Source organism: Candidatus Jordarchaeum sp., assembly GCF_052745115.1.
This window is the reverse complement of sequence record NZ_JBRAKS010000052.1, coordinates 1-15907: the sequence shown is the minus strand read 5'-3', so window position 1 is coordinate 15907 and position 15907 is coordinate 1. Positions and strand designations below refer to the sequence as shown.

The window sequence follows — 15907 nt, the reverse complement described above, 5'->3', positions numbered from 1 at the left end:
TATCTGGTCAGCCCCCTCTCGGACTGAAGCGAAAAGCTTTTTCATAGCAAAATATAGAAATTATCTGATAGAAAACGAACTAAGAAACCGATTCTGAATTCTATAAAAAAATCACAAATAGTGACTAGCAGTTTACCACAGGTTTTTATATTTAAAAGAATAATTCATATTAAAAAGGTATAGAGGGTGTTATTGTGTCTATAGGGGTTGAAGTTTATCAGGTAAAAAATGATGGAGAATTAAACTCTGTTCCTTTAGATCCTACAAGTCTTGAGGGAGCTTTAATTGTGGTCGACCATGATAGAAAAAATATCTGGTTTTGGATGGAATCAGAGGAACTTCCCAAGCGTCTAAAAATTCTTGGTTCGAGGATAATAAAATCATTAAAGCTCAAATATGGTTTCAATTACTCTATAAACGAGATTATGGGAGACAAAGAGCCTGGAACATTTCTCATGTTATTCGGGGACTCGCCTAAAAAAACTAAACCTTCTGATAGAAAAATTTCTGAGAGAAGAGCAGAATTTACCCGAACATCACCTATTATAGTTAAGATGGCCAAAGGAGACCAAGAGCTAAGAAGTGAAAAGAAAAGCATAATTGCTCAACCTTCTAAGGTGAGCATGCTAGAAAGAATTCCAGAGATACCGATATCTGTTAATATTAATATTAATTTAGAGAACTTTGAAAGCTTTGATTCAAAGAAACTGGAAGATTTAATTAAAGCTGTTAGAGATGTATTAAAAAATCTATAATTTGTATCTAAATTCAGACCATACAAATAGCAACTATGGTATAATAGAGAAACAAGTCTGACACTGGAATCTGTTGTGTATATCGGGACAAATTAATACACTCTATTCCCCTCATGGTGTTGTTAAGGCGGAAGAGGGATTTCCAAGTGAATAGTTACTATGGAAGAAGCTATTTAACCTGTTGTGTGATAATTCAAACTGTCTGAAATAAATTTAATAGTGCTTTCTGCCTTCTCTCTTACATTCTCATCTTTATCCTCGTTAGCTAGTGCCTTAACTTTGGGCATGATTTTTGTTGCAATTTGAGGCGAGTTTCCAACAATCCATCCTAGAGACTCGACTCCTTTTTTACGAACTGTGGCATTTTCATCTTCTAAGATTTCCATTAAAACTTGGGTTATTCTATCAAGAAATGGTTGTGCTTCTTTTGGATTGTTTCCCGCAATCCATCCTATAGCCAGTGAAGCTGTGCCCCTTGTATTGTCGTTTTCAGATTTTAGGAAGTTTATTAGATTGGTGATGGTAACATTAATTATTTTCGGGTTGTTGCTTCCTAACCATCCTAGGGCGAGAACCGCATTCCAACTTATTAGTTCATCTTCGTTTTCTACAACGCGGAATATACTGTTAATAATTTCCTGCATTAATTCTACTTTTTCTTTGGTCAGAAAAATTAATGCCTCCTCGGCACTTCCCCTTACTAGAGAATCGGAATCTTTTACCGCAATAATAGTAATATCAGATACGTGATTCTCAATAATTTCGGGTTTTTTATAAGCGATAGAAACTAGAGCCTCCACAGCATTAGATCTTACATAAATAAGCTCATCATCCTTAGCCAACTTGACTATATTTGGGACATAATCCTTAACCAAGTCCGGATTAGAGCCTCCTATCCAGCCCGTAGCTATTACAGATGTCCCTTTAATCATCTCATTTTCAGAATTCAGATTTTTCATAATGTGTGGTATAAAGTTTTTGATAATTTCAGGGTTAGTACCGCCAATAAAGCCCAAAACCAAAATGGTATTCCACACATGATCAATATCTGATTTTTTAAGTGATTCAAGTATTTTTGATGTAAGAATTTGAAAATATTCTGGAACGGTTAAACTAAGAAGACCTAACACCTCCGTGGCATTTGCCCGAACATAGGTAGAATTATCCGTAAGAGCCAACATTAGAATGTGGGGAAGAGTTTTTTCCGCCAATTTGGGAAACTTTTCTGCAGAAAAATTGACAATCCACACAGCAGCAACTCTTGTTTCTAAGTTTTTATCATTAAAAAGTGATAGTAACTTATTGTAAGCTTCTTCAAGTTTATCCTCTAACAAAAGATTTCCAATAATTTTGAAATCTTCTTCAGTCAATTTATTCCCTTCACGATTTTTTAATAAAGGAAATGGGCTAAAATATAGTACTAGAATTATTCTACTCAAATTTTCTATTACTAAAAAATATGAAATCTTTTATTTTTAACTTATTTGCAACTAAGGATTTTCCTTAAAATGTATATTAAATTATGTAGCTTTACTACAAAAAATTTATATATGAATTCCGATAAAGTTACTTATAGTAGCCAAAACGCGTGGTGCGTTTAAATAGCGAATTTGAAGAAAAAATTATAAATTTGAGGTGAAATAATGACCACAGTGGAATCAAAAATAGATCAAATATATCTCAATGACACCATTGAAGAACTCCAGTTTTCTAGTGGACTAGATGTTGCAATTATAGATAAAGAGGGAACAGTTAGAGCTAGCAAAATAAAATATAGCAAAACTGAGAAAATAGGCACCTTAATTCTTGAATCCCTTGAAAAAAATAAAAAGATCGCAGAAGCATTACAAACAGGAGAAATTGAAGAATTTATCTTGCATGGTAAAAATGGTTATACCCTAATAAAAGTGTCTAATTCTCATATTTTGGTTGTTTCTGGTCTTAAAGAACACCAACTTGGTTTAGCACTCTTTAAATTGCGACAAATAGTAGAAAATTTCGAGTATAACCAATTATAACCAATATAATTATTTCTATTTAACCCTCTAATGCATTTAAATTAGTGGCAGTCTGGTTTGAACCTATTTTTTCAGATTTGTTTCAATATTTCTTTTATTTTATCGCTTGCTCTTCTCATTTCGAGAATAACGAGTCCCAAGTTTGAGTCAGGATTGGTTATTGCAGAGAGCAGTGCAATATCTCCTACTCCACATATGACTATATCTCCCTTAGAGCCACTGATTATTACTTTATCCAGTTTTCCTCTGTTTAATTCGTTAACAGATCTATTACCAATATTAAGTACTGCTGCACTCATAGCGCTTACAATTCCCTCATCGGCGTTTCTAGGTAGCTCTGAAGCCAGAACCAAGCCGTCCGTCCTCACTATTGCTGAAGCGATGATTTGTGGATTTGCTCTGCGCATCTCTTTTAAGGCAGCCTCGAACTCTAAGCGCCATTTTTTTGACAACTGGGAAACCTCCAGAAATCTCTATCGATTAAAATATGATGAATCTATTTAAATTTAAAAGGTTTCTCATTTAGAATTTAGTTAATTTTGACTCTAATACTTTATGGGTATTTTTGCGAATAGTTCTAGAATAATTTTGTCAATTATGCTACTAAATAGCTATTTTTATTATATCCTTGAATAATTTTTATAATTGTTAAAAGCCTCTTTTTCTATAAATCTTGATACAATGCTTATTTAAAATATTATTTGTCCGAGAGGCGTTAGACTAGTGGTCAAGTTAATTTATGATAAGGGAACTATTTTAGTTCATGGTGTAAGAGTCCCCAATTCTTATTGGGACACTCGTTCGAATGCCTATAGGGCCTTGGCAATGTACTACGCGGATATTGTAGATTTCCTTAAATGTTCTAAGATGGAAATTTCGGATAACGTATTAGATTTGATACCTTGCCCAGTTTTTAGCATCAAAACAGAATTAAGAGATTATCAAGAGGACGCCTTAAATGCTTGGCTCGATGCAGGTAGAAGAGGAGTTATAGTTCTTCCCACAGGTGCCGGTAAAACGATTCTTGCTTTAAAAGCTATATCGCTAATTAGCGAGCCCACCCTGATTGTGGTTCCGACACTAGACTTAATGGATCAGTGGCAAACTCAACTATCTAAAGAGTTCAAAATAAAAATTGGGCTCTACGGGGGCGGAGTTCATGAATTGGAGCCCATTACCGTAGCAACTTATGACACTGCCTATCTGCGCGTCGAGAAGCTAGGCAACAAATTTGCTTTCGTTATATTCGACGAGGTGCATCATCTTCCAGCCCCAGGTTATATCCATATTGCTGAAATGCTCGCGGCGCCTTACCGGATGGGGCTTACCGCAACCTATGAAAGAGAAGACGGTTTGCATTCAGAATTAGATAGGTTAGTGGGAGGAAAAATTTTCGAGTTAACCGTTGGAGAATTGGCTGGCAATCACTTAGCAAATTTCATAATTGAAAAAATAGTTGTAGACTTGTCGCCGAAAGAAAAAGAGGAGTATGAAAAGCAGTACAGAATCTATCTAGATTATCTCGCACAGAGCAATATTTCTCTAAAATCCCCTAGAGATTTTAAGAAACTGGTGTTTAGAAGTGGAAAGGATCCTAGGGCTAGAAAAGCCCTACTTGCAAGACATCGTGCCCGAGTAATAGCCTTGAATGCTTCTTCCAAATTAAAAACGCTAAGAGAAATTTTAGAAAAACATGCAGGGGATAGAATGCTGATTTTCACCGAGTATAATGATCTAGTCTACATGATATCCAAAAATTTTCTGATCCCCTCTATCACTCATAAAACCCCAAAAAATGAAAGAGTAGAAAATTTGGAAAAATTCAGGAAGGGCAAATACAAGATTCTCGTAACTTCAAAGGTTCTAGATGAGGGGATAGATGTACCGGAGGCAAGTGTGGGAGTAATTCTTAGCGGAACGGGAAGCAGAAGAGAATTCATACAGAGACTGGGAAGAATTCTCAGAAGGAAGGAAAACAAATCTGCAATTCTCTATGAAATAATCACAAAAGCCACGTCGGAAGTTGCCACATCCCGAAGAAGAAGAAGTGCTATTGAGGATTAGTTATGTTACCTTCTGAGCTTCTAGTTTCAAGGGTTTGGGGAAGAAGAATAACACCCATTTTCTCCCCATTGAGTGAAGAGCAAGTAGCCATCGCTGATGAAATTATAAAAACTTTCAAGGAGTATGTGGGAAGAAAGCAGGGTGAGCTATCAAGTGTGCTTGACGAGTTCGAGGAGGATCTTAACTATAGATTCATTCGAGGATTACGTGTGCTTTTGGAGAGAAGATGCAGGTTTGAGAGTATTAGTCCCCTAGAACCAGCAGAAGCCAGAAGGGTGGTTTTTGAGGAAGCAAACAGTTTGGGCGTGATAACCAATGAAGAAAAAAGGGAAAGGGTGATAAAAAAGTCTGCAACCATTCTCGGAGTTTCCGTCGAAGATTTAGAGAAGTCCCTATGGGCGGACTATGAACACGAACTGGTTCTCAAAGAATTTGAAGAAGTCGAACCCATTGAACTCTTAAAATTGTACAATCTGTCTTTGGCTCAAACATTACTATTTAGCGCCACAAATATGGAGATTTTAGTCAGGTCAGGTTATCAAGAGCTTTTTAGAACGATAAAGTTTTATGGATTAATGTACCAAGCAGAAGTACACAACGGCAATTTTGTGATAAACATAGACGGACCCGTATCACTCCTGAAATTAACTGAACGTTACGGTACATCAATGGCAAAAATTCTCCCATTAATAGTTTCCCTGGAGGGATGGCAAATAAAGGCCAGTATACTAAGAAGAGGCTTGGAGAAAAAACCACGATTTTACGATTTCATAATGGATAAAAGAGAAGCGGACAAATTAAGAACACCTTACACCAGGGAGAGAGAAAGGTTCGACAGCCAAGTGGAGGAAGACTTCTTTCACCGATTCAACGCACTGAAAACCGGTTGGACCCTAAGCAGAGAACCCGAGCCGTTGATAAGTGGATCCACGGTAATGATACCCGACTTCGGCTTTGAGAAGGAAGGCATGAAAATCCTCATGGAGATCATAGGATTCTGGACCGAAGAATACCTGGAAAGAAAAATGGCCAAACTGGAAAAAATAGAACAGAAACTAATTTTAGCCGTGGACCAAAACCTAGCATGCTCCACCTTCGAAAACATTCCAGGAAACATAATATACTACAAGAAAAAAGTACCCCTAAAACCAATAGTTGAAATACTAAAAAAGCTGGAACAAAACAAAATAAGACAAGAAAAAGCCAAACTACAAATAGCCACCTTCCAACTAGACAAAGACATCGTTCCCCTCAAGGAACTAGCATCCAAACACAAAGTAAGCGTAAAAGCCATCAAAGAAAGCATAAATGTAAAAGGATACAAACTAGTAGGAAACACCATGATAAGCGAAAGAATGTTAATAAAACTGGGGCAAGAATTAGAAAATCTAAACATTAAAACCCGCACCGAAGCAGCAACACTTTTCCAGAGAAAAGGCATATTAGAAGTTGACCAACTACTTGAAGTTTTAGGCTATAAAGTCATATGGTCCGCACTAGACCCCGAGAAAGTAACCATAACCAAAAAGGAAGACTAATTACCAAATTTAACTCCACCAGAATAAAAAATCAACCAATACATGAAAAAATTCAATAATCACGTCCCACCATTTTTAAAGGTTTTCGGGTTATTCTTAAATATTCTTTTTTTAATGAAGGTATTCAATCTTATTTTGGAGATTAAATAGTACGGAGGTGAGGTCTTGCCAAAACGATTGGCCGTCATTGAATCCGAACTATGCGTTGGCTGCCAACTGTGTTCTTTTAATTGCGCTCGCAGGTTCGGAGTTGGTGGTCTTGGTAAGAGTACTATTCATGTGAAGTCGGCTGGTGGTGTTGAAAGGGGGTTTGTGGTGGTTGTTTGTCGTGCCTGTAAAGAGCCTGCCCCATGTGCAAGAGTATGCCCGGTTGATGCACTTAAATCTAGGAAGGGATATGGCGTCACTCTGGATAAGGATAAGTGTATTGGTTGCGGTAGGTGCGTTGAGGCTTGTCCAATTGGAGCGGTTTTTTGGGACGAGGAAAACAATAAGCCGGAGATATGTGTGTACTGCGGTATTTGCGCTAAGTATTGTCCTTATGATGTAATAGAATTGGAGGAGATTAAAACGGGGAGTGAGGTGAGCTGAATGTCTCAATTTTTACCTTCAGATGTTTTGTATGTTGACCTATCCAGGCACCTTTACCGGGTGAGAGATAGGCGGGAGCTTTTTGAGGAATACATTGGGGGAGCTGGAGTAGCGACGCAACTGTTACTTGAGGAGTGTAAGGAAGGCGCTGATCCGCTTGGTCCAGGAAATGTTATTGTTTTTGCTGTGGGGCCTCTCACTAATCTTTACCCTATGGCCTCAAAAACCGTTGCCATGTTTAAATCCCCCCATACCGGAAATTTGGGAGAGAGTCACGCTGGTGGCAGGAGCGCCGTAGCCATCAGATCTGCTGGTTATGGTGCAATAGTGATAAAGGGAGTGAGTGAGAGCCCGGTTTACCTGGCTATTCACGAGGATAAGGTGTTTTTCAGAGACGGTGCAGCGTACTGGGGTATGGATAGTGCCCAAACTGTGGGCAGAGTTATAAGGGAGAATGAGCCGGGTTCAGGTAATAGAACGATTATGCGGATTGGGAAGGCGGGGGAAAGTCTTGTCACTTATGCGAATGTGGTTACCGAGACTTACCGTCATTTTGGTAGATTAGGATTGGGAGCGGTCTTTGGAAGCAAGAGGCTGAAGGCGGTTCTTGTATCTGGCCGAAAAACCTCTCAAGTGGCAGAGAAAAAACTCTATAGAGAAGTTTACGAAACTTTGTATGATCAGCAAACAAAATCTTCTGCACTGCAAAAATACCACGAACTGGGAACAGCCTCAAACATACTAGTACTAAACGAATTGAAAGGATTACCGACAAGAAATCTGGAGCAAGCTTGCTTCGAGAGCGCAGAAGAAATATCTGGAGAAAACTTGGCTGAAAAATACTTGGGCCGCAGAGTGGCGTGCGCCCACTGCCCGGTAGCCTGCATACATCTGGCAACACTGAGAGAACCCTACGAGGACGAACCCTACTTCTACAAGACCACTATGGTACCCTATGATTATGAATTATTATATGCCCTTGGCTGTATGCTCGGAATCTCAAGCGTTCACGGCGTTCTTAAACTTATCGACGAAGTTGAAAACTGGGGCCTAGATGCTATGAGCACTGGTGTAGTTCTCGCCTGGGCCACAGAAGCAATACAAAAAGAGTTCGTAACAAAAGAAGAAACCTTGGGATTAGAACCTAAATGGGGCGACTACAAAACCTATCTCAAAATGATTGAGTTAATAGTGGAACAGCCAAACCAATTCTACAAGCTCCTCGCAAAAGGCGTGGACAAAGCCGCGGAAAAATATGGGGGAACAGAATTCGCCCTAGCCATGGGTGGAAACGAAATGGCCGGATACCACACTGGACCCGCAGGATACGCAGGATTCTGCACCGGAGCCAGACACAGCCACCTTGACTCCGCCGGATACAGTATAGACCAGAAAGCAGTGGGAAAAACCCAGGAACTAACCCCTCAAAACATCGCCGACAAACTATTAAAAGAAGAAGCCTGGCGCCAAATACTCTCTAGCCTCGTAGTATGCTTCTTCGCCCGAGGCGTATACACACCAGACATCGTAACCAAAGCCCTAAAAACAGTCGCGCTAGACTTCAACGAGAAACAACTCGTAAAAACCGGAGAAAAAATTCTCAAAGAAAAATATAAATTCAAACTCCGAGAAGGATTCAACTTCAACCAATTAAAAATACCAGCAAGAATACTGGAAACCGAATCCCCACACAAAAAAATACAAAAAGAAACAATAGAAGAAGCCATTAAACACTACGCCGAAAAAATAAAAACCTAAACCTAACCAAACTTTCTCCCATTAAAATCCGGACACAGTTTAACTACGAGTAATACCAAGCTCAGTCAAAGTCTTCAACACATTCTCAACAGCGGTGTAAATCTCCTCCTCCTTTTTGGCGCCTGTGCACACTAGCTTCCCAGTCGTGAACAGAAGTATCACAACCTTGGGATTTTTCATGCGGTAAATGAGACCCGGGAATTGTTCGGGTTCATACATAACATCAGGTAAGGTGTAAGCGGCAAGCTCCAAATTTAGATCAGTGCCTAAACTTGCCGAAGCCACAATATTTTGAATCTGAATCAACGGCTCCGACGTTGTGTCAATAATACCGGCCTCCTGCAGCTCCTTCACAATGAGATTTACGGCTTTATGAACCTCCTTTTCAGATTTTGCTCCAGTACAAACCATTTTTCCTGAGTTGAAGATTAATGTTGCCGTTTTTGGCTTTTCTAGGCGGTATACGAGTCCTGGGAATTGTTCGGGGTCATACTCCACATTTAGTACGGATCTTGCTATTTTTTCTAGGTCTATTTTTTGGTCGATTGTTACGGATGCGACTACATTTTCTATGTGGACGAATTGGACTTTGGGCATGTGTATTTTCCCCCATGGATGTACTTAAACTCAAATTCAAGTATTTATAATGGTTTTTACTTATAAATTTGTGCATGAGTGGTTTGAGATTTTTATTATATTAAAGTGTGTGATATTTTAAAACTCTTTGGTTTAGTTTTGTTGGAGTTTTTTTGTGACTTGTTGGAGGTCTGTTAGGAATTGTTGTATGTGTTGTGGTTTTACGTGGGGCATTATTACTGCGCGAAGGAGGTTTGTGAATTTTCCGAGGGCCCAGTTTTGTTTTCTTAGTTCTTGGTCGATTTGGCAGATGTCTAGTATTTTTGAGGTTATTCCTACGATGTTTATTACGGGTTTGGCTGCGAGTTCAATGTTTTCTATTTTTTCCAAGCCTTGTGCTAGTTGGTTTGTTATGTTCATGCAGTTCTTTACTATTTTGGTGTAGCCTTCTGTTCCGAGGCGTTTGAGGGTGGCCCAGGTGGCGAGTATTGTTGCTCCGGAGCGGGTTCCGAGTATTATGGGGTGGGCGTAGGTTCCTCCGGCTAGGTAGGGGATTTCGAAGCAGTTTTTTAGGATGTATCTGCGGTCTTTTAGGAGGATTCCTCCTGCGGGTATGGGGGCTAGTCCCATTTTGTGGGGGTCTATGGTTATGGAGTTGACTCCTTGGTTTCGGAAGTCGAATTTGGGAAGTTTGTATCCTAATCTTTCCAAGAAGGGGATTACCATTCCTCCAAAGGCGGCGTCTACGTGTAGGTATAGATTGTTTTCGAGGGCGATGTCGGATAGTTCTTCTATGGGGTCTATGGTTCCGAGGGATGTGGTGCCTGCTATTCCCACTATGGCTATTGTTTTCTCTGTGATTGCCTTTTTTACTTCGGAGGTTTTTACTCGGTATTCTTGGTCGAGGCCGATCCGGATTAGGCGGAGGTTTAGTAGGTCTGCGGCCTTGTCGAATGATGCGTGTGCTGAGACTGGAACAATTACTTGTGGTGTTCCTCTTTTACCTTTTGCCCTTCCGATGTTTCTGGCGATTCTCATGGCTACGATGTTGCCTTCAGTGCCTCCGCTTACTATGTATCCCCAGCTTTTGGGGTTGTTCAAGAGGGTGCCGAGCATTTTTATTGTTTCTATTTCTATTTCTTGTGTTCCCTTGAATAGTCCGGGGTCTCCAAGATTCTTTTCCAAGTACATGGTCATTACTTTTTTCGCCAATTCGTGGGGAGTGGTGCACATGCTTCCCAGGATTTTTCCCGATTCATAGGTTAAATCTTTGTTCAATCTTTCGCTTAGCTCTTCTAAGATTTTTTCTTGGGAGATTCCTGTTTGGTTCAAGTTTTTCACCTGCTTCTAGAGTTTTTTGCGGTTCTTTTTTCCAGTCCTTTTACTAGTGCGGTTATTAGATCGTTCATGGGTGTTGGTACGCGTAGTTTTTCTCCGTATTTGGATATTGCTCCGTTTATGTAGTCGATTTCGGTGCGTTTGCCTTTTTCAATGTCTTGGAGCATTGAGTTTTTGGTTTGGGCGGTTTCTCTGGCCACGTCGAATGTTTTTTCCACTGGGTCGAAGGGTAGGTGTATACCGAGTTTGTATGCAACCTCCATTCCTTCCATTACTAGTTCCTTCATGCCCACTACTATTTCGGGAACTTCTAGAAGTTCACCGTTTCTTAAACCGGTAAGTGCTCCGAAGGGGTTTATTCCCGCATTTACCAAGGCTTTCCCCCATACTATTCCGGAAATGTTTTGGGTGACGCTTGTAGGGAGACCGCTCTTGGTGATCATTTGGGCAATGTTATCAACTTCGAGTGTGTTTGGTTCGTAGCATCTTCCGATGATGGTTTCGCCAGTTCCGGAGTGAATGACTTTTCCGGGTTTGTGAAGCATTGCACCGTTGGTGGTTATGCCTCTGATAATTTTTTCTTTTCCTATTATGTACGCTGCTATTTCTTCGTTTCCTAGTCCGTTTTGGAGACACATGACCCAAGTATTTTTATCAATCAGGGGAACTGCATCTTTAACTGCTTGTTCGGTGTCGTAGGCCTTTACTATTATCAGTACCAGGTCTACTATTCCCACGTCTGAGGGGTTGTGGGTGGCTTTGGCTTTAATGTGATGGTCTCCGCTGATACCGGTTATTTCTAATCCGTTTTTTTTAATGGCGTCCGTTATGGTTTTTTTGTCAATTAGTGTTACGTCTACTCCGCTTTTGGCGAGAAATCCACCAAATAGGCTGCCCATACTCCCAGAACCCATGATAGCAATCTTCAATAATACACACCACACTTCGCAGGGTAAATAGTGTCTGCCTCGCCCAAGATTTTTTTAAAATTTTTATGGATAGGAAGAAGATTATTTCAAATATTTATGAGGTTTACTAGCCCTGTAAAAATTTGGATGGTGAAAAAAGATTTTGTATAAAGATTATCTTTTTAATTCCAAATTTTTTTGGAGAATGATTTTTTAATAGACTATTCACTTTTTTTCTTGAGTAATTTTATGACTGTGGGGTACTCCTCCATATTTTTGTAGGGTATGTACATGGAGTTTACAAATTCTTTTTGGAAGTCGGGGTCTACGGCTAGCTCAAGATATCTTATTTTCTTTGAGAGAGTGTGAGCCTTTTCTCGGGTTTCCCGGGATGTTAGGCACATCTTGGCTCCGGTGATAGCGGTGTTTCCCACGAATTTTATTTTTTCTGTGGGTATATCTGGTAGCATTCCAATGATTTTGGCACTCATGGGGTCTATGTGGTAGCCGAATGCTCCTGCTATGTAGACGCGGCCCAAATCTTCTTTGGTGTATCCTCTTCTTCTCATGGTTATGGCTACTCCGGTGTGTATTGCGCCTTTGGAGAGTTGTATTTCCCCTATGTCTGCCTGGGTTATCGTGATCTCTTTGCCTGTGACAGTTTCGTTTCCCCATGCGATAACAAATTCCTTCTTACCATTTTGTTGTATTAATCGTTCATTGTCCATGTTGGTGAATCGGCCTCGAATATTTATTACACCTGTTCTGATTAATTCTGCTACTCCGTCTAGAATTCCTGAACCACAAATGCCCACTGGTGGTTCGTCGTCTATTGTTTCATAGCTCACCTCAAGATTACCTGAATTAATTTTTATTTTTTCAATTGCCCCGGTTACAGCTTTCATTCCGTATTTTATGTGTGCTCCTTCGAAAGCTGGTCCCGAGGCACAGGAACACGCAATTATATCTTCGCTGTTTCCCACAAATACCTCAGTGTTGGTTCCAATATCGATTAGAAGCGAACGCTCCTCGCTCTCACAAACACCCGAAGCGATAGCATCTCCAACCGCGTCAGCCCCCACAAAACCAGCAACACATGGTAACACGTACACATTCACCTCGGGTTCCACAGCGAGATTCAAATTTGAAGCTCTAACATTTAGAGGACTTTTTACAGCAGGAGCATAGGGAGAATAGGATACGTATTTTGGTTGAATTCCAAGAAAGAAGTGATGCATAGCGGTGTTTCCAACAATTGTGAGTTCATAAATGTTTTTAGTTGTAATACCCACATTGTCACACGCTTGCTTCATTAAGGAATTAATCGATCCTACAACCATTCTTTGAAGTCTTTTAAGGTTGTTTTCACCCTCAAGAGTATAAGATATTCGAGTCATAAGATCCTCTCCGCATGAAATCTGGGGATTCTCAACCGAAACTATTTCTTCTGTTTCTCCATTTCTTAGATTTACTAAGTATCCTACAAGTTTGGAGGTACCTATATCAACCGCAAATCCGTAAAGAATGTTTGAAGTGTCACCAGACTCCAAAGCAACCAAATTTTTCCCATTCCAAACAACAACTGTGACCTCCCAATTTTTTTCTCTTATAATATCAGGTAAGTTGCTGAGTATTTTTTGATTCAGCTCTAGACCGGTAATTCTATATTCACTTTCCAGAGAGTCAAGCAGTCTTTCCGCGTCTGGTCTTATGTCTTGTAGAGTAGCCTTCGGTAAAACCACGTGAAACTTTTTTACCAACGGATCTAGCTTCACTGGGAGTTCCATCCCCGTGATCTGCATCCGACGAATTCTTATACGGCTCTCTTCGGGAATCTCAACCACCAGATCTCCTTTGGCTATTGTGGAGCATGCAAGACGATAGCCTTCAAATATTTCATCTTCTGAAAGAAGCCTCCTTTCAGCATCTGTTAATTTGCTGACAGGTCTTTGATCTTGTATAATAATACGGCACTTACCACAGATGGCTTTACCACCGCATTCGGATCTTATGCCAATTCCCGCATCTTGAGCAATTTCCAAAATATTCAGATCGGGATTAGTTTCAACCTTCCTTCCTTCTGGTTCAAACTGGATAGTAATTTTTTTCAATGTTATTCACCCGGAACTCAAGAAATATAATCATAAACAGGAAAAATTGCCGATAATGTCTTTCAAATTAATTATTCCTTGTTTTCCGTAGGTATTTTTTTATTTAAATGTTTATAATAAGTCTACAAAAGTAGATGTTTCCTATTAATCCTTCATTAAGAAAATTTTGAGAATTTAAGATTATTTCTTCTCAATAATTTTGCCACATAGATTTTAAGTGAACTAAACACCTTTCTTTGAAATTTCGGTTAATCTATCTCGAATTAGTTCTAAAACTTCTCCTAAGATTTTTTGATTGTCATAATCATCTAGAATTTTTTTAAGCTCCTCTTTCGAAGCATTCTTCAATTTTTTAACTTCTTCAACTAATAGAGGCATACATCTTACATGATTGTCAACTATTGTAATATTTGCTAGTTGCGAGGTTCTGCTCAAAGGATTAAGATCCACGGCGATTACAGTTTTTCCAATTTTTCTTAAAGCTTGAGTTCTATCACCATCCTCTATAGGCACTATAACAGTGTCGGCGATTAAAATTCCCCTCCTATCCACCACCCTTCTCACACTTGAAATTTCAGGAATTTCCCCATCAGCAGTTTCCCCCACACCCAGCACCTCTTTAGCCCCTGCTTCTTCCAAAACCTCTTTAATAGCTTCTAAGCGTCCTGGGCTTCGGTAAAAAATATTTACCTCTAATTTAGCTCCCGACACCTCTGATAATTTCACTATTTCTTTGGGCGTAAGAGCGGCAGAGTTACCATTTACACTAATAACAGGATAATTGGATAGTAGCAAGGCCGCTGCTGCAGCTTTGATAGCTTTCTTAGCGGGAGCTGTTGTTTCCTCTCCTAGGAGATAGTCAAATGCCTCTCCTCTACCATGTGCTATCAATCCGGCTTTAGCAACCACGTTTCGATCCATTCCCTCAATGATCCTATGTCTGATTCTTAGGGATTCTGCACGAGGATGATTATTAGGAATCTCGCTCATTGAGCTCAACCTCCTAAACTAGTCTCGCTCCGATATTGTCGATTTTTGAAACGAAAACAATTCCATCAGGCATACACTCTCTAAAAATGTTGCAAGCATTCTTTGAATCCTTCTCGCTAACAAAGCAGAAAACGGATTGACCTAACATAACCATGCTACAAAGGGGAAATCCAGAATCCTCTAAGCTCCTAATAGTGTTAATAACGGTCGGGGAAGCCAAACCAGTTTGCATAGTAAACCTTTTTGAAAGAGATATTAAATTGTCGATAGATGCTTCATTCAAAAGCTCCTTTACCAGCCTATCGCCAGCCTCATTAATCTTTTTTCTTTTCTCCGGATTAGAAAGAACTTCTTTTGTTTCTAGCTTTCCCACAGAGCCACAAACCACATCAAAGTTACATGCAGACGGTATGATGTCTATCTGACCGTATCCCGGTGCACCCGGTTTAAGTCTTATTTCCACACCTCCCCTATTCTGAGCAATAACATCACCCAAACCTGTTTTATGAGTAACCTCTGCAATATGGGCCAGCTGCGCACTATTATCCTGGGTCAGTCCCAAATTTAAAGCTTGATTAAGCGCAAGAGAAGTGCTTAAGGCCGCCGCACCGCTGGCACCGTATCCTGCTCCCACAGGTATCTGCATTTCCTGAACGATTTTTACATCGTATTTCTGGTTATGTTTCTGGAGAGCCAAATCCAGTGCCAGTTCCGCAACAGCTCGAGTGACATTAGCATCACAGGATTTACCATTGACTGAGACTTCTACCGAGGTATTATTAGCAAGACTAATCTGCACTCTTGTAGTAATGCCATGCTGTATAGAGAACCCAGCGCCTTTGGAACCTTTGAGCAAAGGATCTATCGGTGCATCACATATCTGGAAAAAGCACGTTATATGTCCTGGGGAGAAGGCTCTTGCTTCTATAACCAAGTTTATTCACATCCATCCATGCGTTTTTTGAAAACAGTAGATTTGAAGATGGCAATGGTATTTTTATTATCTTTGTTGTGACGACATTTTTTATTAAATAAAAGCCTTATGGTAAAATTATTATTAGTGTCATAATTAAAAGCAGGAATTTTATTTTTTACAATTGTAAAATAGTATAGAATTTTTTAAAGTTAAATTATCCTAAATAAAATAATTTTGAATCTTTTGATTATATCTCCTTCTCAGGTAAAGATGAAGTTACATTGGTTTATTACCATGAAAAACTAGATTTTCGTCCTTTGTCTAAAACGCGTAAGCGTATGGGG

14 protein-coding genes are annotated in these 15907 nt (G+C 39.7%); 6 read left to right on the top strand and 8 right to left on the bottom strand.

The window, feature by feature from the left end; translation table 11 throughout:
- Positions 1-194: 194 nt before the first annotated feature.
- Positions 195-755 (top strand): hypothetical protein, encoded by a 561-nt coding sequence (locus ACUVXA_RS05650; RefSeq protein ID WP_445870270.1) that lies wholly within the window; start codon positions 195-197, stop codon positions 753-755.
- Positions 756-928: 173 nt separating this feature from the next.
- On the opposite strand, the gene ACUVXA_RS05645 is transcribed toward ACUVXA_RS05650, so the two are convergent.
- Positions 929-2125, bottom strand: coding sequence for a HEAT repeat domain-containing protein (locus ACUVXA_RS05645; protein ID WP_445870269.1), 1197 nt, complete (start codon positions 2123-2125; stop codon positions 929-931).
- A gap of 273 nt (positions 2126-2398) precedes the next feature.
- Between ACUVXA_RS05645 and ACUVXA_RS05640 the strand changes: the two genes are divergently transcribed.
- Positions 2399-2773, top strand: a complete 375-nt coding sequence (locus ACUVXA_RS05640; protein ID WP_445870268.1) for a roadblock/LC7 domain-containing protein — start codon at positions 2399-2401, stop codon at positions 2771-2773.
- Between the two features lie 71 nt (positions 2774-2844).
- Here the strand turns inward: ACUVXA_RS05640 and ACUVXA_RS05635 are convergent, their stop codons facing one another.
- Complete coding sequence (locus ACUVXA_RS05635; RefSeq protein WP_445870267.1) at positions 2845-3225, bottom strand: roadblock/LC7 domain-containing protein; 381 nt, start codon at positions 3223-3225, stop codon at positions 2845-2847.
- 271 nt (positions 3226-3496) lie between these two features.
- Between ACUVXA_RS05635 and ACUVXA_RS05630 the strand changes: the two genes are divergently transcribed.
- The 4 genes from ACUVXA_RS05630 to ACUVXA_RS05615 all read left to right on the top strand — a co-directional run bounded on the left by ACUVXA_RS05630 (position 3497) and on the right by ACUVXA_RS05615 (position 8724).
- Positions 3497-4837, top strand: a complete 1341-nt coding sequence (locus ACUVXA_RS05630; protein WP_445870266.1) for a DEAD/DEAH box helicase family protein — start codon at positions 3497-3499, stop codon at positions 4835-4837.
- Between the two features lie 2 nt (positions 4838-4839).
- Entirely contained in the window at positions 4840-6375 is a 1536-nt protein-coding gene (locus ACUVXA_RS05625; protein WP_445870265.1) for a DUF790 family protein, read from the top strand.
- Positions 6376-6540: 165 nt separating this feature from the next.
- The gene (locus ACUVXA_RS05620) at positions 6541-6966 is read left to right on the top strand and encodes a 4Fe-4S binding protein (RefSeq protein ID WP_445870264.1); all 426 of its coding nucleotides are present in this window, start codon (positions 6541-6543) and stop codon (positions 6964-6966) included.
- Positions 6967-8724, top strand: a complete 1758-nt coding sequence (locus ACUVXA_RS05615) for an aldehyde ferredoxin oxidoreductase family protein (RefSeq protein WP_445870263.1) — start codon at positions 6967-6969, stop codon at positions 8722-8724. It abuts the gene before it with no gap.
- Positions 8725-8763: 39 nt separating this feature from the next.
- On the opposite strand, the gene ACUVXA_RS05610 is transcribed toward ACUVXA_RS05615, so the two are convergent.
- From ACUVXA_RS05610 to ACUVXA_RS05585, 6 genes are all read right to left on the bottom strand, one after another.
- Positions 8764-9321 carry a TATA-box-binding protein gene (locus ACUVXA_RS05610; protein WP_445870262.1) on the bottom strand — a complete coding sequence of 186 codons (558 nt, stop codon included), beginning with the start codon at positions 9319-9321 and terminating at the stop codon, positions 8764-8766.
- A gap of 132 nt (positions 9322-9453) precedes the next feature.
- Entirely contained in the window at positions 9454-10632 is a 1179-nt protein-coding gene (mfnA, locus tag ACUVXA_RS05605; RefSeq protein ID WP_445870261.1) for a tyrosine decarboxylase MfnA, read from the bottom strand.
- Between the two features lie 5 nt (positions 10633-10637).
- Positions 10638-11567 carry a ketopantoate reductase family protein gene (locus ACUVXA_RS05600; RefSeq protein WP_445870260.1) on the bottom strand — a complete coding sequence of 310 codons (930 nt, stop codon included), beginning with the start codon at positions 11565-11567 and terminating at the stop codon, positions 10638-10640.
- A 200-nt stretch (positions 11568-11767) separates the two neighbouring features.
- The gene (locus tag ACUVXA_RS05595) at positions 11768-13657 is read right to left on the bottom strand and encodes an ASKHA domain-containing protein (protein WP_445870259.1); all 1890 of its coding nucleotides are present in this window, start codon (positions 13655-13657) and stop codon (positions 11768-11770) included.
- A 222-nt stretch (positions 13658-13879) separates the two neighbouring features.
- Positions 13880-14647 carry a phosphopantothenate/pantothenate synthetase gene (locus ACUVXA_RS05590; RefSeq protein WP_445870258.1) on the bottom strand — a complete coding sequence of 256 codons (768 nt, stop codon included), beginning with the start codon at positions 14645-14647 and terminating at the stop codon, positions 13880-13882.
- 13 nt (positions 14648-14660) lie between these two features.
- The gene (locus ACUVXA_RS05585; RefSeq protein WP_445870257.1) at positions 14661-15581 is read right to left on the bottom strand and encodes a pantoate kinase; all 921 of its coding nucleotides are present in this window, start codon (positions 15579-15581) and stop codon (positions 14661-14663) included.
- Positions 15582-15907 lie beyond the last annotated feature (326 nt).

Excerpts from the sequence above, each read along its gene's own strand:
- ACUVXA_RS05640 (WP_445870268.1), top strand. The coding sequence starts at position 2,399 with ATGACCACAGTGGAATCAAAAATAGATCAAATATATCTCAATGACACC.
- ACUVXA_RS05625 (WP_445870265.1), top strand. The coding sequence starts at position 4,840 with ATGTTACCTTCTGAGCTTCTAGTTTCAAGGGTTTGGGGAAGAAGAATA.
- ACUVXA_RS05615 (WP_445870263.1), top strand. The coding sequence starts at position 6,967 with ATGTCTCAATTTTTACCTTCAGATGTTTTGTATGTTGACCTATCCAGG.
- ACUVXA_RS05610 (WP_445870262.1), bottom strand. The coding sequence starts at position 9,321 with ATGCCCAAAGTCCAATTCGTCCACATAGAAAATGTAGTCGCATCCGTA.
- ACUVXA_RS05590 (WP_445870258.1), bottom strand. The coding sequence starts at position 14,647 with ATGAGCGAGATTCCTAATAATCATCCTCGTGCAGAATCCCTAAGAATC.